Source organism: Microbacterium sp. KSW4-4, assembly GCF_023091185.1.
GTDB lineage: Bacteria > Actinomycetota > Actinomycetes > Actinomycetales > Microbacteriaceae > Microbacterium > Microbacterium paraoxydans.
Map to the genome: position 1 here is coordinate 375,083 of NZ_JAHWXJ010000001.1, position 21,391 is coordinate 396,473.

At 70.8% G+C, this 21,391-nt stretch carries 19 protein-coding genes; all 19 read right to left on the reverse strand.

Features of this window, described 5'->3' with window-relative positions; all coding sequences use genetic code 11:
- Positions 1 to 63 precede the first annotated feature (63 nt).
- Complete coding sequence (gene pyk, locus KZC57_RS01880) at positions 64 to 1,512, reverse strand: pyruvate kinase (RefSeq protein ID WP_025103472.1); 1,449 nt, start codon at positions 1,510 to 1,512, stop codon at positions 64 to 66.
- 56 nt (positions 1,513 to 1,568) lie between these two features.
- The gene (locus KZC57_RS01885) at positions 1,569 to 3,035 is read right to left on the reverse strand and encodes a glutamate synthase subunit beta (RefSeq protein ID WP_060921660.1); all 1,467 of its coding nucleotides are present in this window, start codon (positions 3,033 to 3,035) and stop codon (positions 1,569 to 1,571) included.
- Positions 3,028 to 7,551: a glutamate synthase large subunit gene (gltB, locus tag KZC57_RS01890; RefSeq protein ID WP_247641601.1), complete on the reverse strand. Its 4,524-nt coding sequence runs from the start codon at positions 7,549 to 7,551 to the stop codon at positions 3,028 to 3,030. The genes KZC57_RS01885 and gltB overlap by 8 nt, the downstream gene beginning before the upstream one ends.
- A gap of 142 nt (positions 7,552 to 7,693) precedes the next feature.
- Positions 7,694 to 8,719 (reverse strand): prolipoprotein diacylglyceryl transferase, encoded by a 1,026-nt coding sequence (lgt, locus tag KZC57_RS01895; RefSeq protein ID WP_247640921.1) that lies wholly within the window; start codon positions 8,717 to 8,719, stop codon positions 7,694 to 7,696.
- 10 nt (positions 8,720 to 8,729) lie between these two features.
- Positions 8,730 to 9,533: a tryptophan synthase subunit alpha gene (gene trpA, locus KZC57_RS01900; protein ID WP_083370860.1), complete on the reverse strand. Its 804-nt coding sequence runs from the start codon at positions 9,531 to 9,533 to the stop codon at positions 8,730 to 8,732.
- The gene (gene trpB / locus KZC57_RS01905) at positions 9,530 to 10,798 is read right to left on the reverse strand and encodes a tryptophan synthase subunit beta (protein WP_060923191.1); all 1,269 of its coding nucleotides are present in this window, start codon (positions 10,796 to 10,798) and stop codon (positions 9,530 to 9,532) included. Before trpB ends, trpA begins: the two co-directional genes overlap by 4 nt.
- The gene (gene trpC / locus KZC57_RS01910; protein WP_247640922.1) at positions 10,795 to 11,571 is read right to left on the reverse strand and encodes an indole-3-glycerol phosphate synthase TrpC; all 777 of its coding nucleotides are present in this window, start codon (positions 11,569 to 11,571) and stop codon (positions 10,795 to 10,797) included. Before trpC ends, trpB begins: the two co-directional genes overlap by 4 nt.
- Entirely contained in the window at positions 11,571 to 11,801 is a 231-nt protein-coding gene (locus KZC57_RS01915; protein WP_025103479.1) for an HGxxPAAW family protein, read from the reverse strand. Before KZC57_RS01915 ends, trpC begins: the two co-directional genes overlap by 1 nt.
- Before the next feature lie 47 nt (positions 11,802 to 11,848).
- Positions 11,849 to 12,439, reverse strand: a complete 591-nt coding sequence (locus tag KZC57_RS01920; protein WP_247640923.1) for a Trp biosynthesis-associated membrane protein — start codon at positions 12,437 to 12,439, stop codon at positions 11,849 to 11,851.
- Positions 12,436 to 12,819, reverse strand: a complete 384-nt coding sequence (gene hisI / locus KZC57_RS01925) for a phosphoribosyl-AMP cyclohydrolase (RefSeq protein WP_060923194.1) — start codon at positions 12,817 to 12,819, stop codon at positions 12,436 to 12,438. The genes KZC57_RS01920 and hisI overlap by 4 nt, the downstream gene beginning before the upstream one ends.
- On the reverse strand, positions 12,816 to 13,577 hold the full coding sequence (gene hisF, locus KZC57_RS01930) for an imidazole glycerol phosphate synthase subunit HisF (RefSeq protein ID WP_247640924.1): 762 nt from the start codon (positions 13,575 to 13,577) through the stop codon (positions 12,816 to 12,818). The genes hisI and hisF overlap by 4 nt, the downstream gene beginning before the upstream one ends.
- On the reverse strand, positions 13,577 to 14,416 hold the full coding sequence (gene hisG, locus KZC57_RS01935; RefSeq protein WP_060923196.1) for an ATP phosphoribosyltransferase: 840 nt from the start codon (positions 14,414 to 14,416) through the stop codon (positions 13,577 to 13,579). Before hisG ends, hisF begins: the two co-directional genes overlap by 1 nt.
- A 38-nt stretch (positions 14,417 to 14,454) precedes the next feature.
- Complete coding sequence (locus tag KZC57_RS01940; protein WP_025103484.1) at positions 14,455 to 14,718, reverse strand: phosphoribosyl-ATP diphosphatase; 264 nt, start codon at positions 14,716 to 14,718, stop codon at positions 14,455 to 14,457.
- Complete coding sequence (gene rpe, locus KZC57_RS01945) at positions 14,715 to 15,395, reverse strand: ribulose-phosphate 3-epimerase (RefSeq protein WP_025103485.1); 681 nt, start codon at positions 15,393 to 15,395, stop codon at positions 14,715 to 14,717. The genes KZC57_RS01940 and rpe overlap by 4 nt, the downstream gene beginning before the upstream one ends.
- Positions 15,396 to 15,399: 4 nt before the next feature.
- Positions 15,400 to 16,767: a transcription antitermination factor NusB gene (locus tag KZC57_RS01950; protein WP_247640925.1), complete on the reverse strand. Its 1,368-nt coding sequence runs from the start codon at positions 16,765 to 16,767 to the stop codon at positions 15,400 to 15,402.
- Positions 16,768 to 16,865: 98 nt separating this feature from the next.
- Complete coding sequence (gene fmt, locus KZC57_RS01955; RefSeq protein WP_105949850.1) at positions 16,866 to 17,786, reverse strand: methionyl-tRNA formyltransferase; 921 nt, start codon at positions 17,784 to 17,786, stop codon at positions 16,866 to 16,868.
- Positions 17,787 to 17,804: 18 nt separating this feature from the next.
- Positions 17,805 to 19,763 (reverse strand): hypothetical protein, encoded by a 1,959-nt coding sequence (locus tag KZC57_RS01960; protein WP_105950794.1) that lies wholly within the window; start codon positions 19,761 to 19,763, stop codon positions 17,805 to 17,807.
- A 16-nt stretch (positions 19,764 to 19,779) separates the two neighbouring features.
- Positions 19,780 to 20,973 carry a methionine adenosyltransferase gene (gene metK / locus KZC57_RS01965; protein WP_105949851.1) on the reverse strand — a complete coding sequence of 398 codons (1,194 nt, stop codon included), beginning with the start codon at positions 20,971 to 20,973 and terminating at the stop codon, positions 19,780 to 19,782.
- Positions 20,974 to 21,061: 88 nt separating this feature from the next.
- A complete protein-coding gene (gene rpoZ / locus KZC57_RS01970) occupies positions 21,062 to 21,316 on the reverse strand; it encodes a DNA-directed RNA polymerase subunit omega (RefSeq protein ID WP_025103490.1) in 255 nt (84 codons plus the stop codon).
- Between the last annotated feature and the right edge of the window lie 75 nt (positions 21,317 to 21,391).

Sequence of the window (21,391 nt, forward strand, 5' to 3'; positions counted from 1 at the left end):
ACCGGCCCGGAGATGACAGGGAGGGGCGAGGCCGAAGCCCCGCCCCTCCCGGAACGCCCTGCGTCAGACGCCGGCCTTGTAGATCGGCGCGGCGCCACGGAGCGCATCGCCGACCTTGTGCACGCGCAGGTCGTTCGTGGAGCCGATGATCCCGGGAGGGGACCCGGAGATGACGACGACCTTGTCCCCCTCGACGGCGAGGCCGTTCCCGAGGAGGTACTCGTCGACCTGGTGGTACATGAGGTCGGTGTGCTGCACCATGTCGACGAGGGTGGAGCGGAGACCCCAGGTCAGCGCCATACGACGACGGATGCCGGGCTCCGGCGTGAAGGCCAGCATCGGGATGCGGGAGCGCAGACGGGACAGGCGGCGCGCCGAGTCGCCCGACTGCGTGAACACGCACAGGAACTTGGCGTCCACGAACTCCGCGACCTCGAGGGCCGCGAGCGTGATGGCACCACCCTGCGTGCGGGGCTTCGTCGTGAGCGGCAGGATGCGCTCCAGGCCGTGCTCCTCCGTCGACTCGATGATGCGGGCCATCGTCTCGACGACGACGACCGGGTAGTCGCCCACGCTGGTCTCGCCGGAGAGCATGACCGCGTCGGCGCCGTCGAGGACGGCGTTGGCGACATCGGAGGTCTCGGCGCGGGTCGGCACCGGGCTGTTGATCATCGACTCGAGCATCTGCGTCGCCACGATGACAGGCTTCGCGTTGCGACGGGCCAGCTCGACCGCGCGCTTCTGCACGATCGGGACGGCCTCGAGGGGCAGCTCCACGCCGAGGTCGCCGCGGGCGACCATGATGCCGTCGAACGCGTCGACGATCTCTTCGAGGGCGTCGACGGCCTGCGGCTTCTCGATCTTGGCGATCACCGGGACGCGGACGCCCTCCTCCGCCATGATCTCGTGCACGCGGGTCACGTCCGAGGCGTTGCGCACGAACGACAGCGCGATGAGGTCGGCACCGGTCCGGAGGCCCCAGCGGAGGTCCTCCTCGTCCTTCTCGCTGAGCGCGGGGACGTTGACGGCGACGCCGGGCAGGTTGATGCCCTTGTTGTTCGAGACGGCGCCGGCGACGACGACACGCGTGGTGACGGTCACGCCGTCGGTCTCGACGACCTCGACGCGCACCTTGCCGTCGTCGATCAGCAGGAAGTCCCCGGGCTTGACGTCCTGGGGAAGGCCCTTGAACGTGGTGCCGCAGATCTCCTTGTTGCCGATGATGTCCTCGGTGGTGATCTTGAAGATGTCGCCCTTGGCGAGCTCGTACGGTCCGTCCTCGAACCGGCCGAGACGGATCTTCGGCCCCTGGAGGTCGACGAGGATGGCGACGGCACGACCGGAGTCCTCCGCCGCGCGGCGCACGTTCGCGTAGTTGTTCTCGTGCACGGAGTAATCACCGTGGCTGAGGTTCAGTCGGGCGACGTCCACACCCGCATCGATCAGTGCGCGCACCGTCTCATACGTGGAAGTGGCGGGGCCCAGGGTGGCGACGATTTTCGCGCGTCTCAACATGTCTCCAGGGTAGAAGTGGGGGATTACAAACAGGCGACACTGCCGGCCTCAGCCTACGCGGGCTGGAGGCCGATCGCGACATCGCTCGGGCGCACGGGCTCCGGCAGCACGGTGGTGCCCATGAGGAAGCGGTCGACGTTCGCCGCCGCCGCCCGGCCCTCCGCGATCGCCCAGACGATGAGCGACTGCCCGCGTCCCGCGTCGCCGGCCACGAACACGCCGGGGATCGACGACTCGTAGCTCGCGGCACGACGGAAGGCGCCGCGCTCGGTCACCTCCGGACGGGTGTCCTCGGTGTAGCCGTCCTGCTCCGGTCCGGTGAAGCCCATCGCGATGAGCACCAGGTCGGCCGGGATCTCCCGCTCCGTGCCGCTCTTGGGCACGCGGCGACCGTCGATGTACTCTGTCTCGGCCACGCGCAGTGCGCGGACCTCGCCGACCTCGTTCGACAGGAACTCCACGGTCGAGGCGAGGAAGACCCGCTCCCCGCCCTCCTCGTGCGCCGAGGCCACCTCGAAGATCGTCGGCATCATCGGCCACGGCTGGTGATCCGGGCGCGTCTCGCTCGGCTGCTTGCCGATGGCGAGGTTGGTGACGCTGAGCGCGCCCTGGCGGTGCGCGGTGCCGATGCAGTCGGCGCCCGTGTCGCCGCCGCCGATGACGATGACGTGCTTGCCCTCGGCGGTGATCTGGTCCGGGACGGTGTCGCCGGCGACCGCGTGGTTCGACTCGACGAGGTACTCCATCGCGAAGTGCACGCCGTCGAGGTCGCGACCAGGGATCGGCAGGTCGCGCGGGACCGTGGCGCCAGTGGCGATCACGACCGCGTCGTACCGGGCGCGCAGGTCGGCCCAGGAGATGTCCTTGCCGATCTCGACGCCGGCGCGGAACCGCGTGCCCTCCTCCTGCATCTGGCGCAGGCGGGCTTCGAGCTGGCTTTTCTCCATCTTGAAGTCCGGGATGCCGTACCGGAGCAGGCCGCCGATGCGGTCGTCGCGCTCGAAGACGGCGACGGTGTGCCCCGCGCGGGTGAGCTGCTGGGCGGCCGCGAGACCGGCGGGGCCCGAGCCCACGACGGCCACGGTCTTGCCCGTGAGGCGCTCCGGCGGCTCCGGCTCGACCCAGCCCTTGGCGAAGGCCTCGTCGATGATCGAGACCTCGATCTGCTTGATCGTCACGGCCGGCTGGTTGATGCCGAGGACGCACGAGCTCTCGCACGGCGCCGGGCAGAGGCGCCCCGTGAACTCCGGGAAGTTGTTGGTCGCGTGCAGACGCTCGATCGCCGCGCGCCCCTCGCCGCGCCAGGTGAGATCGTTCCACTCGGGGATGAGGTTGCCCAGCGGGCACCCGGAGTGGCAGAAGGGCACGCCGCAGTCCATGCACCGGCCGGCCTGGCGGCGGAGCACGGCCTTGTCGCCGGGCTCGTACACCTCTTTCCAGTCCATGATGCGCACGGGCACCGGACGGCGAGCGGGAAGTTCCCGCTCGGTCACCTTCAGAAAGCCTTTGGGGTCAGCCACCGGTCACCTCCAGGATGCGGTTCCAGACGATGTCGCCGTCGGGGTCGATCCCCTCGGCCAGTGCCTCCTCGCGCATGCTGCGCACGGCGGCGAAGTCACGCGGGAGCACCTTCACGAACTCCGCCGCGCTGGCGTCGAAGTCCTCCAGCAGGGCGGCGGCGCGCGGCGATGCCGTGCGCTCCACGTGCTCCACGAGCAGCCCGCGCAGCACTTCGAGATCGGCGCGGTCCAGCGGCTCCAGCCGGAGCTCGCCGCTGCCGAGCGACTGCGCGTTCACCTTGCCGGTGTCCAGGGCGTGCACGTACGCCACTCCCCCGGACATTCCGGCACCGAAGTTGCGCCCGGTCGAACCCAGGATCACCGCGAGGCCGCCGGTCATGTACTCGAGCGCGTGGTCGCCCACGCCCTCGACCACCGCGGTCGCACCGGAGTTCCGGACGAGGAAGCGCTCGCCCACCACGCCGGAGATGAACATGGTGCCGGATGTGGCGCCGTATCCGATCACGTTGCCCGCGATGACGTTCTCGTGCGGGGCGATCGCGGAGCCGCGCGGCGGCCGGATCGTGATGTCGCCACCGGAGAGGCCCTTGCCGACGTAGTCGTTCGCGTCGCCCTCCAGCCGGAGGATGATGCCCGGCGGCAGGAACGCGCCGAGCGATTGGCCCGCGGTGCCGGTGAGGGTGACGTCGATCGTCTCCTTCGGCAGTCCGGTGGCGCCGTGGCGCGAGGTCACCTGATGGCCGAGCATCGTACCGACCGCGCGCTCGGTGTTGGCGATCGGGAGCTCCGCCATGACGGGCTCTCCGTTCAGCAACGCCGCCTTCGCGATGTCGATGAGCTGCACGTCGAAGTGCTTGTCGAGCTCGTGGTCCTGGGCGCGGCCGCTGCGACGCGGCTCGCCAGCCGGGAACGCCGGTCCCTCCAGCACCGGGCTGAGGTCGAGCCCCTCGGCCTTCCAGTGCGCGATCGCCGCGTTGGTCTCCAGCAGCTCGGTGCGGCCGACGATCTCGTCGATCGAGCGGTAACCGAGCTCGGCGAGCAGCTCGCGCACCTCCTCCGCGATGAACTCCATGAAGTTCACGACGAACTCGGGCTTGCCCGTGAACCGGTCGCGCAGGACGGGGTTCTGCGTCGCGACGCCTACCGGGCAGGTGTCGAGGTGGCAGACGCGCATCATGATGCAGCCGCTGACCACGAGGGGTGCGGTGGCGAAGCCGAACTCCTCGGCACCGAGCAGGGCGCCGATGATGACGTCCCGTCCGGTCTTGAGCTGCCCGTCGACCTGCACGACGACGCGGTCGCGCATGCCGTTGAGCATGAGCGTCTGCTGCGTCTCCGCGAGGCCGAGCTCCCACGGCGTTCCCGCGTGCTTCAGCGAGTTCAGCGGGCTCGCGCCCGTACCGCCGTCGTGACCGGACACGAGGATGACGTCGCTGAGCGCCTTGGCGACACCGGCCGAGACCGCTCCGATGCCGGACTGGCTGACGAGCTTCGTGTGGATACGGGCCTCGGGGTTGGCCCGCTTCAGGTCGAAGATGAGCTGCTTGAGGTCTTCGATCGAGTAGATGTCGTGATGCGGCGGCGGCGAGATGAGGCCGACCCCCGCGGTGGCGTGGCGGGTGCGCGCGACCCACGGGTACACCTTGGTCGGCGGGAGCTGGCCGCCCTCACCGGGCTTGGCGCCCTGGGCGAGCTTGATCTGGATGTCGTCGGCCTCGGTGAGGTAGAGGCTCGTGACGCCGAACCGGCCGGAGGCGACCTGCTTGATCGCGCTGCGCCGCTCGGGGTCGACGAGACGGTCGGGGTCTTCCCCGCCCTCCCCCGTGTTCGACTTGCCGCCGATCCGGTTCATCGCGACCGCGAGCGTCTCGTGCGCCTCCTTGGAGATGGAGCCGTAGCTCATCGCCCCCGTGGAGAAGCGCTTGACGATCGCCGAGACGGGCTCGACCTCGTCCAGCGGCACGGGCTTGCGCGTGCCGGTCCGCAGCGAGAACAGGCCGCGCAGCGTCTTCAGCTCCGCCGCCTGGTCGTCGACGAGCTTCGTGTACTCGCGGAAGATGTCGTAGCGGCGGGTCCGCGTGGAGTGCTGGAGCTTGAACACCGTCTCCGGGTTGAAGAGGTGCGGAGAGCCGTCGCGACGCCACTGGTACTCGCCTCCGGTCCACAGGCGCTCATGAGCACGGGCTGCGGCGTCCTCCGGGTACGCGTAGTCGTGGCGGGCCTGGTTCTCGGCGAAGATCTCCTCGATCCCGATGCCGCCCAGCTTCGACTCGGTACGCGTGAAATAGGCGTCGATGAACTCCTGGCTCAGGCCGACCGCCTCGAACACCTGCGCGCCCGCATAGGACGACACCGTGGAGATGCCCATCTTCGACATGATCTTCAGCACGCCCTTGCCGAGCGCGTAGATGAGGTTCTTCACGGCCTTCTCCGGGGAGATGCCCGTGATGTAGCCGGTGCGCACGAGGTGCTCGACCGTCTCCATGGCCAGGTAGGGGTTGATCGCGGAGGCACCGTAGCCGATGAGCGTCGCGACATGGTGCACCTCGCGCACGTCGCCGGCCTCGACGATCAGACCGACCTTCATCCGGTTCTCGCGCCGGATGAGGTGGTGGTGGATGGCAGACACCATGAGCAGCGACGGGATCGGGACGAGGTCCTTGTTCGAGTCGCGGTCGGACAGGATGATGAACTCCGCACCGTCCTCGATGGCCTGATCGACCTCGGCGCACATCTCGGTGAGGCGCTCGGCGAGGGTGTGGGGTCCTGCGTCGAAGTGGTAGAGGCCGCGGATCGTGGCGCTCGAACGCCCGGGCAGGGCCTTGTCGATGTGCCGGATCTTCGCCAGCTCGTCGTTGTCGATGACCGGGAAGTCGAGCGACACCGTGCGCGTGTGCTCCGGACCCCAGGTGAGGAGGTTGACCTCAGGGCCCAGACCGAGCTTGAGGCTCGTGACGACCTCTTCGCGGATCGAGTCGAGCGGCGGGTTGGTCACCTGCGCGAACTGCTGCGTGAAGTAGTCGAAGAGCAGCCGCGGGCGCTTGCTGAGCACGGCGATCGGGGTGTCCGATCCCATGGCGCCCAGAGGCTCCACGCCCGTCTGGCCCATCGGGGTGAGGAGGATGCGGACCTCCTCCTCGGTGTAGCCGAAGGTGCGCTGTCGCCGGGTGATGGAGGCCGGCGGGTGCACGATGTGCTCCCGCTCGGGGAGGTCGGCCAGGCGGACGGAACCGGCGTCGAGCCACTCCTGCCACGGGTGCATCGTCGCGAGATCGTGCTTGATCTCCTCATCCTCGACGATCCGGCGCTGAGCCGTGTCGACGAGGAACATCTTGCCGGGCTGCAGCCGGCCGCGGCGCTTGATGCGCTCCGGCTCGAAGTGCAGGACACCGGTCTCGGAGCCGATGACGACGAGCCCGTCGGTGGTCTCCGTCCAGCGTCCGGGGCGCAGGCCGTTGCGGTCCAGGGTCGCACCGACGAGCGTGCCGTCGGTGAAGATGAGGGCGGCCGGGCCGTCCCACGGCTCCATCTGGTTGGAGTGGTACTCGTAGAACGCGCGCAGCTCCGGCGAGATGTCGGCCTGCTTCTCGTACGCCTCCGGCACCATCATCATGATCGCGTGCGGCAGGCTGCGGCCGGTGAGGGTGAGCAGCTCCAGCACCTCGTCGAATGAGGCGGAGTCGCTGGCGCCGTCCGTGCAGATGGGCAGCAGGGGCGAGATGTCGCCGAGGAGCTCGGACTCGAGCTGCGACTGGCGGGCGCGCATCCAGTTACGGTTGCCGCCGACGGTGTTGATCTCGCCGTTGTGGGCCAGCATCCGCAGCGGCTGCGCGAGCGGCCACGACGGGAACGTGTTCGTCGAGTACCGCGAATGCACGACGGCGAGCTCGGAGGCGAAGCGCTCGTCCTGCAGATCCGGGTAGAACGGCTCGAGCTGGAGCGTGGTGACCATGCCCTTGTAGCCGAGCGTGCGGCTGGACAGGGAGACGAAGTAGGCGCCGAGCTCGTGGCCCGCGCGCTTGCGCAGACGGTAGGCGACGCGGTCGAGCGCGATGCCGGTCAGCGGCGCATCGGCGAGGGTGGCGCCGCCTGCGCTCACGAAGAGCTGCTCGAAGGCGGGACGGGCCTCGTCGGCGAGCTTGCCGAGGTTCTCGTTGGCTGTGGGGACCTCGCGCCAGCCGAGGACGCGGAGCCCCTCCGCGCGGGCGATCTTCTCGATCCCGGCCTTCTGCTGGCGGCGCTCGCTCGAATCGCGAGGCAGGAAGGCCAGCCCGGCCGCGTACTCCCCCACGGGCGGCAGTTCGAAGCCGGTGACCGCGCGGAGGAAGGCGTCCGGCATCTGGGTGAGGATGCCGGCTCCGTCCCCGGTGCCCGCGTCGGACCCGATGGCCCCGCGGTGCTCCAGGTTGCGCAGGGCCTCGAGGGCCAGCGCGATGATGTCGTGCCCGGCTTCGCCGCGCAGCGTTGCGACCATGGCCAGGCCGCAGGCGTCCTTCTCGAACGCCGGGTTGTACATGCCCTGCTTCGGGGGGTATGCGCCGGAGGCGCCGTAAGGGGGCTGGAAGTACACCAGTTACCGTCCTCAGATCTTCAGTGAAACCCGGGGACGTCGTCGGCCCGCTCGTTCAGTGCAATGGTTCTCCCGCCGCGAGTCGGCGTTATCGGGAGCCGTCCCCGCTCGAGGGAGCAGCGCTTGTGGCAGTGGCTCCGGCGGCGACTTCTTCGGCCGGAGGCTCGCTCACGTCCACGAAATCAGAGGGATTGTCCTGCGATTGTACATCAGCGTCCAGGTCCTTCCGTCCGCGGCCCGGCCGGTACGGCGACGGCTCGAGGCCGGGGTGACGACGGGTCTGCACCACGAGGATGACCAGTCCCACCACCACGCCGATGATCGCGGCCCAGACGTTGCTGCGCAGACCGAGGATGATCTCGCTCGGGTCGATGCGGATCGACTCCCACAGGATGCGTCCGGCGCTGTACCAGATGAGGTAGATCGCGAAGAGGCGACCCCACTGGAAGAACAGCTTGCGTCCGAGCCACAGCAGCACGAGGACGCCGAGGCCGTTCCAGATGACCTCATACAGGAAGGTGGGGTGGAACAGGGTGCCCTCGGGGAGACCGGGAGGGAAGGCCGAGTTGTCGGCCGGGATCTCCAGTCCCCACGGCAGGTCGGTCGGCAGGCCGTAGAGCTCCTTGTTGAACCAGTTGCCGAACCGGCCCATCGCCTGCGCGAGGAGCAGGCCGGGAGCCAGCGCGTCCGCGAACGTCCAGAAGCGGATACCCGTCCACCGGCAGCCCAGGTAGGCGCCGACGGCACCGCCGATGAGCGCCCCGAAGATGGCGATGCCACCCTCCCAGATCGCCCAGACGGAGCCGGGCTCGAAGGGGTTCCAGGTGTTCTTGCCCTCGCCGAAGTAGAAGTTCGGGTGGGTGAGCACGTGGAAGATACGCGCGCCGATGATCGCGAGCGGCACCGCGAGGATGGAGATGTCGATGACCACCCACGGCTCTGCGCCGCGCTTGGTGAGACGGTGGTTCGTCATCAGCACGGCGACGATGATGCCGGCGATGATGCACAACGCGTAGAAGTGGATCCGGAGCGGGCCGAGATCGATGTACGACACGGACGGACTCGGGATGCTGGCGAGCACGCCGGCGGCGGTGCTGTGGAGCGCGGAGGACATGAGTGCGATCCTACTTCTCTGAGACGAAGCGCGCCGACGCGGTGCCGGCGGCCAGGGTTCGGGTGACTTCGGCGAGGGCCGGCACGCCGCCGTCGCGGAGGGCGCGGACGAGAGCGGTGCCCACGATGGCGCCGTCGGCGTACTCGGACACGCCCGCGATCTGCTCCGGCGTCGAGATGCCGATGCCCACGCAGGCGCGGCGGGCGCCGTGGTCGCGGAGCCGCGACACGAGGGTGCGCGCCGCGCGGTCGAGCTCGGCCCGCTCCCCCGTGATCCCCATGGTCGAGACGGTGTAGACGAAGCCCGTCGAGGACCGCACGACGAGGTCGAGGCGCTCGTCGGACGAGGTCGGAGCCGCGAGGAAGACCCGATCGAGACCGAGCCGCTCGCTGGCCGCGATCCACTCGCCGGCGGCCTCCGGCGTGATGTCCGGGGTGATCAGACCCGCGCCGCCCGCGGCGAGCAGGTCCTCGGCATAGCGGTCCACCCCGTACTGCAGCACCGGGTTCCAGTAGGTCATCACGAGGACGGGGACGTCGGTGGCAGCGGTGATCGCACGGATCGCCGTGAAGAGGTCCTTCATCCGGAAGCCTGCAGCGAGGGCCTTGGTCGTCGCCTCCTGGATGATGGCGCCGTCCATGACGGGATCGCTGTAGGGCGGGCCGAGCTCGATGATGTCCACGCCGTTCTCGGCGAGGGCGATCGCCGCCTGGATGCTGGTCTCCAGGTCGGGGAAGCCGACGGGCAGGTAGCCGACGAAGGCGCTGCGGCCGGCGTCGTGTGCGCGCTGGATGGCCTGTTCGACGCGGCTCACAGCTGCGGCTCTCCCTTCGAGGCCGCGTCCTCGGCGGCGCTCTCGTCGGACACATCGTGCGCGAGGGCGTCCTCGTCGTAGAGCTCGAAGTACCGCGCGGCAGTGTCCATGTCCTTGTCCCCGCGGCCGGAGAGGCAGATGGCGATCAGGCCGTCCGGGCCGAGCTCGCGGCCGATCCGCAGCGCGCCGGCGAGGGCATGGGCAGACTCGATGGCGGGGATGATCCCCTCGGTCCGGCTGAGCAGCCGCAGGGCCTGCATCGCCTCGTCGTCGGTGGCCGGGATGTACTCGGCGCGACCGATGTCGGCCAGCCAGGAGTGCTCGGGGCCCACGCCCGGGTAGTCGAGACCCGCGGAGATCGAGTGCGATTCGACGGTCTGGCCGTCTTCGTCCTGCAGCACGTACGTCTTCGCGCCGTGCAGCACGCCGGGGCGGCCGCGTTCGATGGACGCAGCGTGCTTGTCGGTGTCGACGCCGTCGCCCGCCGCCTCCACGCCGTACAGACGCACGCCCTCGTCGTCCAGGAACGCGTCGAACATGCCGATCGCGTTGGACCCGCCGCCGACACAGGCGACGACCGCGTCCGGGAGCCGGCCGACCTCGTCCAGGATCTGGGCGCGCGCCTCCTCCCCGATGATCTTCTGGAAGTCGCGGACCATCGCCGGGAACGGGTGCGGGCCCGCGGCGGTGCCGAAGATGTAGTTGGTGGTCTCGACCGAGGCCACCCAGTCGCGGTAGGCGTCGTTGATCGCGTCCTTCAACGTGCGCGAGCCCGAGGTGACCGCGACGACCTCGGCGCCCAGCAGACGCATGCGGGCGACGTTCAGCGCCTGCCGCTCGGTGTCGACCTCGCCCATGTAGATGGTGCAGTCCAGGCCGAACAGCGCGGCGGCGGTCGCCGTGGCGACGCCGTGCTGACCCGCTCCGGTCTCGGCGATGACCCGGGTCTTGCCGAGGCGCTTGGTGAGCAGCGCCTGGCCCAGCACGTTGTTGATCTTGTGCGAACCAGTGTGGTTGAGGTCCTCGCGCTTGAGGAAGACCCGCGCGCCCCCTGCGTGCTCGGCGAACCGGGGCACCTCGGTGAGCGCGGAGGGGCGCCCGGCGTAGGAGGACAGCAGATGGGCCAGCTCGGCGCGGAACTCCGGGTCGGCGATGGCCTCCTCGTAGGCGACCGTCAGCTCGTCGATCGCGGCCACGAGAGACTCCGGCATGTACCGTCCGCCGAAGTCGCCGAAGAACGGACCGTGCTGGTCGCGCAGACTCACTTCGCCTCCAGGAAGCTCTCGAGAGTGGCGACCGGGTCTCCGGTCACCAGGGCCTCGCCGATCAGCACGACGTCGGCACCGGCCGAACGGTAGTGCGCGACATCGGCGGGGGTGAGCACCGCGGACTCCGCGATCTTGATCGCCGAGTCGGGGATGCGGTCCACGAGCCGGCCGAACAGATCGCGGTCGAGCTCGAGGGTCTTGAGGTTGCGGGCGTTCACGCCGATCAGGGCGGCGCCGAGGTCGATCGCGGCCTCCAGCTCCTCCGCCGAGTGGGTCTCCACGAGCGGCGTCATGCCGAGCTCGAGGATGAACCCGTAGAGGTCACGCAGGACGTCCGGCTCCAGGCCCGCCACGATCAGGAGGACGAGATCGGCACCGGCGGCACGCGCCTCCAGCACCTGGTACCGGGTGGCGATGAAGTCCTTGCGCAGCACGGGCAGCGAGACCCGGGCGGTGACCGCCTCCAGATCGGCGAGACTGCCGCCGAAGCGGCGCTCCTCGGTGAGGACGCTGATCGCGGAGGCGCCGCCAGTCTCGTAGAGCGCGGCCTGGTGCGCGGGATCCGGGATCTCCGCGAGGGCACCGCGGGACGGACTCGCCCGCTTCACCTCGGCGATGATCTTCACCCGGTCGGCGGGAGCGAGAAAGGACAGCACGTCCTTCGCCGCGGGGCGCGCGAGGGCGTCACGCTCGACGACCGCGAGCGGACGGGACTGGGAGCGACGCTCGGCGTCTGCGACAGCGCCGGCCGTCAGGTCGGCGAGGACCACTAGTGCGCCTTCGGAGCGTACTTGGGACCCTTCACGCCGTAGCCCGCCTTCGCGAGCACCCAGCCGACGATCGCCCCGATCGGGATCAATGCGGCGGCGATCCACACCAGGGTCGGCTGCTCGAAGCAGAACGCGACGGTCGCGGCGGCGAAGCCGACGAGCATGATCACGACGGCGGTCCAGGCCGCAGGCGAGTGTCCGTGGCCGGGGTCAGCGATCGGGTTGGTCATGTTCTCCTCCGGGGGACGACGTGGGATCTGGATTCAGTCTATCGGGGTCAGCGTGTCGGGTCGGACCCGCGGGACAGCTCGTCCCAGGAATCGACCGCGTCGACGGGGCCGTCGTGCGGCGCACCGGTCGGCGCGTCGGTGCGGTAGCGGCGGCCGCCGACCTTCCAGCGCCGCCAGGTGGTCAGCACGAGGACGGCGGCGGCGAGCAGGATCACCCAGCCGATGAGGGAGAGGAACGGCCAGGCCGACGGCACGATGCTCGCCGCGACCTCGTGGACTGCTCCGCTTCCGGCGAGTCCCGTCGTCTCGGTGACCGTCGCAGCGACAGCGCCGTAAGCGTCGCCGAGGAGGAGCTGCAGCGTGGACCAGCCCAGGAACAGCGCTGCCGCGGCTGCCAGGACCCCGAAGACGACGCGCACGACCCGGCCGGCGATCGCGAGGGCGGCACCGAGCGCCAGGACCGCAAGGCTCAGCGGGGCGAGGAGCACGAGGGCGGACGCACCGGGGACGAGGATGTCCTCCCCCGCGTCCGCCCGCTGCACCGTGAACCAGGTCTGCGTGGAGGAGATGATCCCGATGGCGCCGGCCAGCAGGAACCCCGTCACGGAGAGGGAGCGTCCGCGCTGCGCGATGCTCACGAGGCGCTCACCCCGTCGACGGCATCCAGGTCGGTGGTATCGAAGCACGTCCGCGTCCCGGTGTGGCACGCGGGTCCGGTCTGGTCGACGAGGAGCAGGAGCGCATCCCCGTCGCAGTCGAGGCGGGCCTCCCGCACGACCTGGATGTGCCCGGACGTGTCTCCCTTGCGCCAGTACTCCTGGCGGGAGCGGGACCAGTACGTCGCGCGTCCCGAGGTGAGCGTGCGGCGCAGCGCCTCGGCGTCCACCCACGCGAGCATGAGTACCTCACGCGAATCCCACTGCTGCACGATGATCGGGGCGAGCCCGTCGTCGTTGAAGGCGACCTGCGCGATGCGGTCGTCGATGGAGACCTGGTCCTGCTTCGGCGTGTCGGTCATCGTACGAGCACTCCTTCCGCGCGCAGCGCTTCCTTCACATCGCCGACGGTCAGGGCCCCGGTATGGAACACGCTCGCCGCGAGCACGGCGTCGGCCCCCGCCTTGATGGCCGGAGCGAAGTCCGTCGCGCGTCCGGCACCGCCGGAGGCGATCACGGGGATCGGCGCCACCTCGCGCATGAGGCGGACGAGCTCGAGCTCGAAGCCGTCGCGGGTGCCGTCGGCGTCGATCGAGTTCACGAGCAGCTCCCCCGCGCCGCGCTCGGAGGCCTCGCGCGCCCAGTCGAGCGCATCCAGCGTGGTCTGCGTGCGGCCGCCGTGCGTGGTGACGACGAAGCCGGATCGCGTGGTGTCGGCACGCTTGACGTCGAGCGAGAGCACGAGCACCTGGGCACCGAAGCGATCCGCGATCTCGCCGATGAGCTCGGGACGGGCGATCGCCGCCGAGTTCACGCCGACCTTGTCCGCACCGACCGCGAGGAGCCGCGCGACGTCGTCGACGCTGCGCACCCCGCCGCCCACCGTCAGCGGCACGAAGACCTGCTCCGCGGTGCGCTGCACGACGTCGTAGGTCGTGGCCCGCGCATCCACCGTCGCGGTGACGTCCAGGAACGTGATCTCGTCGGCGCCCTGGGCGGCGTAGTGGCGGGCGAGCTCGACCGGATCGCCCATGTCCCGGAGGTTCTCGAAGTTGACGCCCTTGACGACGCGGCCGTCCGCGACGTCCAGGCACGGGATGACGCGACTCGCGAGGGTCATCAGAGCCTCGCTGCGTGGATCGCCGTGACGAGGATGGCCCGGGCGCCGAGGGCGTACAGGTCGTCCATCACCTGGTTGACCCGGCGACGCGGGATCATGACGCGCACGGCCACCCAGGCCGGGTCGCGGAGCGGCGAGATGGTCGCGGACTCGCGACCCGGGGCGATGGCCACCGCCTGATCGACGAGCTCGGTGGGGAGGTCGTAGTCGAGGAGCACGTAGCGACGCGCCACCATCACTCCGCGGAGCCGGCGCAGCAGCGTATCCACGCCGTCGGCCTCGCCGGGACGGCTGATCAGCACCGCCTCGGACTCCAGGATCACGGGGCCGAAGATCTCCAGCCCGGCCTGCCGGAGGGTGGTCCCGGTGGACACGACGTCGGCGACCGCGTCGGCGACACCGAGGCGCACCGCGGACTCGACGGCCCCGTCGAGCTGCACGAGCTCCGCATTCACACCCTGGTCGCGGAGGAAGGAGCCGACCAGACCAGGGTAGGCCGAGGCCACGCGGACGCCGTCGAGATCCTGGACGGAGGTGAAGCGTCCCGGAGGACCGGCGAAGCGGAACGTGGACGCCCCGAAGCCGAGCTGCTCGATCTCGCGCGCCGGCTGCTGCACGTCGAGGAGGAGATCACGACCGGTGATCCCGACGTCGAGGGCGCCGGAGGCCACGTAGGTGGCGATGTCGCGCGGGCGGAGGAAGAAGAACTCGACGTCGTTCTCGGCGTCGATGACATGGAGGGTCTTGGGGTCGCGGCGGCCGGCGTAGCCCGCCTCTGCGAGCATCTCGGCGGCGGTGTCGGACAGCGAGCCCTTGTTGGGAACGGCGATGCGCAGCATGAACGGCTTTCAGTTCGAAGGAGTGGGACCGGAGCGCATCACAGATGTCGGTAGACGTCCTGCAGGGTGAGGCCCTTCGCGAGCATCATCACCTGCAGGTGGTAGAGGAGCTGGGAGATCTCCTCGGCGGCAGCGGCATCCGACTCGTACTCCGCCGCCATCCAGACCTCGGCGGCCTCTTCGACGATCTTCTTGCCGATCGCATGCACGCCGCCGTCGAGCTCCGCCACGGTGCCCGATCCCTCGGGTCGGGTCTCGGCCTTGACGCTGAGCTCGGCGAACAGCTCGTCGAAAGTCTTCACCCCTCCAGGCTACCGGCTCGCGCGAGGTCCCTGAGCCGGGTGACGGCCGCCTCCACGTCGTCCGCACCGTAGACCGCGGATCCGGCGACGAAGGTGTCGGCTCCCGCTTCGGCCGCCTGGGCGATCGTCGCGTCGGAGATGCCGCCGTCGACCTGGAGCCAGACGGACGAGCCGCGGCGCCGCGCCTCGGCGGACAGCGCCTGCAGCTTCGGCATGGTCTCGGGCAGGAAGCCCTGCCCCCCGAACCCGGGCTCCACGGTCATCACGAGGATCTGATCGAACTCGTCCAGCAGGTCGAAGAGGCCCTCGACAGGGGTCGCGGGCTTGACCGCGACCCCCGCACGGGCGCCGATGTCGCGCAGCCGTCGCGCGAGAGCCACCGGCTCCCCCGCCGCCTCCAGGTGGAAGGTCACGCTCGCGGCGCCGAGCTCGGCGTAGCCCGGGGCCCAGCGATCCGGATCCGTGATCATGAGATGCACATCCAGCGGGACCGGGCTCGTCTCCTGGATGCGCTGAACCATCTGCGGGCCGAACGTGAGGTTCGGCACGAAGTGGTTGTCCATGACGTCGACGTGGGCGAAGTCGGCCGTCGCGATGCGGGCGAGCTCCGCCTGCATGTTGACGAAGTCGGCGGCGAGGATGCTGGGGTTGATGCGCGGGGCGCGGGGCAGATCCATGGTCTCAACCTTCCTTCGGGGCGTCTGTCGCCTCCAGCGGGCGCTGCAGGAGTGCGAGGAACATCGCGTCGGTGCCGTGCCGATGCGGCCAGAGCTGAGCGCTGCCCGTCTGCGCCCGCCCGTCATCGGCGAGATCGATCGGCGACTGCGCCACGCCGTGCAGCACCGCGCGGGCATCGAGCTCGACGAGCTCCGGCCGGAGGCGCCGCACCTCCTCGACCACCGCCGTGGTCTCCGCGAGATGGGGCGAACAGGTGACGTATGCGACGACGCCTCCGGGTGCGAGAGCGTCCACAGCAGCCGTGAGCAGGCCCACCTGCAGCGGCACGAGCTCGGCGACGTCCGCCGGGGACTTCCGCCATCGGGCCTCCGGACGCCGCCGGAGGGCGCCGAGGCCGGTGCAGGGCGCGTCCACGAGGATCCGGTCGAACGCCTCCGGCCGCTCAGCCGCCAGCTCCCGGCCGTCGCGCTCGTGCACGGTGACCTCGCCCGGGACGGCACGCAGGGCGTTGCGCACGAGCCGGGCGCGGGTCGGCACCACCTCGTTGGCTTCCAGGACCGCGTCGTTCTGCCGAGCGACGGCAGCGAGCAGGGCCGTCTTCCCGCCGGGTCCCGCGCACAGGTCGAGCCACCGCTCCCCCGTGCGCAACGGCGTCGCCGCGGTCAGTGCGAGCGCGACGAGCTGAGATCCCTCGTCCTGCACCCGGACCGCACCGTCGGAGGCGGCCAGCGCGAGACGCGGATCGCCTCCCGGAGACGCGAACGCCGTGGCGGCGTAGGGCCGGCGGGGCTCCTGCGGCTCCGCGAGCCCGGGGAGGGCGACCAGGGTGACCTCGGGCGAGACGTTGTCGGCCTCCAGCAGGGCCTCCAGCTCCTCGACGCGCCCCTCGGCGGCGAGGGCGCGCCGCAGCGCCCGGATGATCCACACGGGATGCGCGGCTCGGAGGGCCAGGCGTTCGTCGTCCGATCGCGCCGCCGCCTCGATGCGCGCCAGCCACTCGCCCGGCGACTCACGGGCGATCCGCCGGAGCACCGCGTTGGCGAAGCTCGATGCGCCACGCCCCGCTGTGAGGGCCACGAGGTTCACGGACTCGTTCACGGCCGCGTACGAGGCCACCCGCGTCGCGAGGAGCTGGTGCACCGCGAGCCGGAGGGCGTCGAGCACCGCGGGGTCGATCGCGTCGGCGGGGCGGTCGGCGGCGGCGGCGATGATCGCGTCGTAGGTGCCCCGGCGACGGAGCGTGCCATAGGTCAGCTCGGTTGCGAGAGCCGCGTCCTGCGGATCCAGCCCTGCCTCGGCGATCGCCGTCGGGAGGAGCAGGTTGGCGTAGGCATCGGAATCCGACACCGCCCGGATCACGTCGTAGGCCACGCGGCGCGCCGGCTGGACCGACCGGTTCGGGCCGCGGCCGTTCCGCTCCCGGCCTGCGTGCTGCCGACCCGAGCCGGGGCGCCGTCCGTCGTTCGCGTTCACGAGCCGGCCACCGGGGTCGTGCCCTGCAGTCCCCGCCACCAGTCGGCGGCGTTCATGGGGCCCTTGCCCGCGGGCTGCAGCCGCGTGACGGCCAGCGGCGAGGTGGCCGTCCCGATCAGGACCTCTGCTCGCGTGCCCGCCATGGCACCCGGTCGCAGGTCCTCCGCCTCGGCACCGGCGGGTCGCGCCTCGAGGATCTTCAGCCGCTGACCGTCGATCGTCGTGTGCGCTCCCGGCTCCGGCGTGACTCCGCGGAACCGGGCGTACACGGCGTCGAACGGCTCGCGGAAGTCGAGGAGACCGTCCTCGAGCGTCAGCTTGCCGGCGAACGTCGGCTCGCCCTCCTGCGGGACGGCGCGGGCACTGCCGTCCGCGATCGCTGCGACCACATCGGCGGTGAGAGCGGCACCGTCGAGAGCCAGAGCTTCCAGCACCTCCCCCGCCGTGGCGGTCGCCGGGAACTCGACGGCGCGCATCGCGAACACGTCGCCGGCGTCGAGCTCGGCGACGAGCTGGAAGACGCTCGCGCCGAGGACGGCATCTCCCGCGATCAGAGCCCGCTGCACCGGCGCGGCGCCGCGCCAGGCCGGCAGGAGCGAGAAGTGCAGGTTGATCCACCCGGCATCCGGCGCCGACAGGAGCGGCTCGCGCACGAGTCCGCCGTACGCGACGATCACGCCGAGCTCCGGGCGGAGGGCCGAGATCTCGGTGGTCACCGCCTCGTCCAACCGGGCAGCGTGGATGACCGGCAGGCCGAGTTCAACCGCAGCCTGAGCGACCGGCGACGGGGTCAGCACACGCTTGCGCCCGAGGGGGGCGTCGGGGCGCGTCACCACGGCGACGATGTCGTGCTCGGCGGCGAGGCGTCGCAGAGTGGGGACCGCGGCGGCGGGAGTGCCGGCGAAGACGAGGCGCATGAAGGTTCTCCGGAAGGGTCAGAGTTCTGGATCGAGGATATCGAGGCGGACCGCGAGCGTGCTGCGGGCGGCCTTGGTCCGGCCTCGGCGTCCGCTCACCGCCTCCGCCACGACGGCAGCACGGAGGGTGGTCGCGACGCGGCTCCCCGCGCCGTAGTCGAAGCGCACGAGCGCCCGGACCCGGGGCGGGACGTCATCCGATTCGACGGGGACGGGACCGAGCACCGCGTCGGAGGGCAGGGAGAGTTCGGACAGGGCTTCCAGAGCGCGCGCCACGGCGGCGGACGAGCCTTCCACGAGCGCGACTCGGGCGGTCGGCGGCATGTGCAGCGGCGCGCGCTGCTCCAGCTCGGTGCGCGCGTAGGCGGGATGGTTCCACGTGGCGAGGGCTCTGGCGACGGCGCCGTCGACCCCGACGAGGTGGACGGGGGCGCCCGGCGCGGCGAGGGCGGCGGCGTTCGACCACCACCGCAGACACGCTTCGCCGATGCGCAGATCCGGCGCCTGCAGCATCCGCGGGCCGTCCAGTAGGACGACGGCCCGGTAGCCGCCCTCCGCGAGGGGCTCGGCGCCGCGCGTCGCGACCACGAGGGCCGGGCGCGCGTCGACGCGCTCCACCGGATGGCTGCCGTCGGCGACGATGACGCGGACGCCGGGGAAGGCGCGGCCGAGCTCGTCGGCGGTCCGCTCGCTGCCGGATGAGGCGAGCCGGAGACGGGTCGAGGAGCACGCCGGGCAGGTCCACGCCCTGGCACCACGCCCGCACCACCCGCACACCGGGACCGCGCCACGATGGCGGGCGCCGAGAGGACCGCCGCAGTGAGGGCATCGGGCGGGAGCCCGGCAGTCGGCGCAGACGAGGGACGGCGCGAAGCCGGGCCGCGAGACCTGGACGAGCACCGGCCCTTGCGCGGCCGCATTCCGGGCGGCGAGGAAGGCCGACGACGGCATGCGCTGGGGCGTCGGCTGCTCCATCTCCTGCGGTGTGCTCAGCACCACACGCGGGAGCACGCGACGGGTCGCGCGGACATCCCGCAGCCAGCCGTGCACGACGAGCCGCTCGATCTCGGTCGTCCGCGTGTGACCGGCGAAGAGTAGGGCCGAGCCCTCCCCCTCCTGCCGCAGCAGCGCCGCATCCCGGGCGTGGACGTAGGGTGCGAGCGGCTCACCCAGAAGGCTGTCGCCGTCGTCCCACAGCGCCACCAGACCGGCGACGACAGGGGCGTACACGGCGGACCTGTTCCCGACGACGATGCAGGGCGCGTCCTCGAGCGTGCGCAGGAAGGAGCGGTAGCGATCCGGGTTCGACTGTCGGGAGTCGTACCGCGCGATCGCCTCCGCCGGGACGAACGTGTCGAGGGCGGCGAGCAGCCGATCGAGGTCACGGTGGTCTGGCACGACGAGGATGGTCGACTTCCCCGCCGCGAGCGTCATCGCGGCGGAGGCAGCGAGCATCCGCGCCCAGCCCGGTGTGTCGTCGCTGAGCTGCGGGATGGCCTCGACGGCCGCGCGTCCGTTCTCGTCGAGCACCGCCTGCAGTCCGTCGTACAGTCCGACCACGGACGCGGCCGCGTCGCGGGCCTCGGGTTCGAGGAGCGGCGTCGGAGCGTCGGCGGTCCAGGCCTTCTCGACCCGCACCTGCCGCTTCGGGATCACCAGCCGCAGCACGTCCGATGCCGACCCTGCCGCGCGATCGGCGACGCGCCGCGCCAGTCGGTACAGACGATCCGGCAGCACGGGGACGGCCGACACGATGCTCTCGACCTCGGAGAGCGGACGATCGGCGTCGTCCTCCACGTCCAGCTCCACCACGAACCCGTCGACCACGCGCCCGGCGGTCCGCAGGGGCACGCGCACCCGGACCCCGGGCTCGACATCGCCGAGTTCGGGCGGAAGGGCGTAGTCGAACAGGCGGTCGAGCTGCGGCAGCGGCGATTCCAGAAGCACCCGCGCGATGCGCCTGCTCTCCGGAGAGATCAGCACCGCGGACCCGTCAGAGCCCGGCAGCGCGCCGCAGCTCCTCGGCCCGGTCCGTCCGCTCCCACGTGAAGTCCGGCAGCTCCCGGCCGAAATGCCCGTACGCGGCCGTCTGCGCATAGATCGGCCGCAGCAGGTCGAGCTGCTCGATGATGGCCTGCGGTCGGAGGTCGAACACCTCGTCGATGGCGCGGGTGATGACCTCGTCGGACACCCGTCCGGTGCCGAAGGTCTCCACGTACAGGCCGACGGGTCGGGCGACGCCGATCGCGTAGGCGACCTGCACCTCGAGGCGGTCGGCGAGTCCCGCGGCGACCGCGTTCTTGGCGACCCAGCGCGTCGCGTAGGCGCCGGAGCGGTCGACCTTCGACGGGTCCTTGCCGCTGAAGGCACCACCACCGTGCCGTGCGGCGCCGCCGTAGGTGTCGATGATGATCTTGCGACCGGTGAGCCCGGCGTCTCCCTTGGGGCCGCCCGTGACGAAGGGGCCCGCGGGGTTGATGTAGTAGGTGACGTCGTCGAGGTCGAGGCCGGTCGTGGCGAGGACCGGATCGATGACGTGCTCGCGGATCTGCGCCTTGAGGTCGTCCTGGGCGATGTCCGGGTTGTGCTGCGTGGAGAGCACGACGGCGTCGACGGTCTTCGGGGTGAAGCCGTCGTAGCCGAGGGTGACCTGCGTCTTCCCGTCCGGGCGCAGGAAGGGCAGCAGCCCGCTGCGGCGCACCTCGGTCAGCCGCTCGGCGATGCGGTGCGCGGTCCATGCGGCCATCGGCATGAGCTGCGGGGTCTCGTTGGTGGCGAACCCGAACATGATGCCCTGGTCTCCGGCGCCGAGGCCGTCGAGCGGATCGACCGACGAGCCGTCGCGGTGCTCCTGGGCGTTGTCGACCCCGTGGGCGATGTCCGTGGACTGCTCCCCCACCGAGACGCTGACGCCGCACGAGTCGCCGTCGAAGCCGGTGTCGGACGACGTGTAGCCGATGCCGTTCACGACCTGGCGGACGATCGTCGGGATGTCGACGTAGGCGTCGGTGCGGATCTCGCCGGCCACATGCACGAGCCCGGTCGTGACGAGCGTCTCGACCGCGACCCGGGAGGCCGGGTCCTTCGCGAGCAGTCCGTCGAGGATGCTGTCCGAGATCTGGTCGCAGATCTTGTCCGGATGCCCTTCGGTGACGGACTCGGACGTGAACAGACGCAGCGCGCTCATCGATGCTCCAGAACGGGGACGGACGGTGGGAGGGTGTGGCACCCATTCTGGACCGCGCCACCGACGTTGCGGCGGCGCGGTCGTCGAGTTACTCCGCGTGACGCAGGCGGAGCTTGTCCTCGTTGATCTCGTGCAGGGCGATGGTGAGCGGCTTGTCCTCGACCGACGAGTCGACGAGCGGGCCCACGTTGTCGAAGAGGTTCCCCTCGTGCAGGTCGGAGTAGTAGTCGTTGATCTGACGGGCGCGCTTGGCCGCGTAGATCACGAGCTCGTACTTGGAGTCGACGCGCTCCAGCAGGTTGTCGATGGGGGGATCGATGATGCCGTTGTTGCGTCCGGCCATGGGTGGACCTCCTGATCAGGCGACGGGATTCGCCGCGAAGACGGTGCTGCGGGCGCGCGACCCTTCGACGAGCTC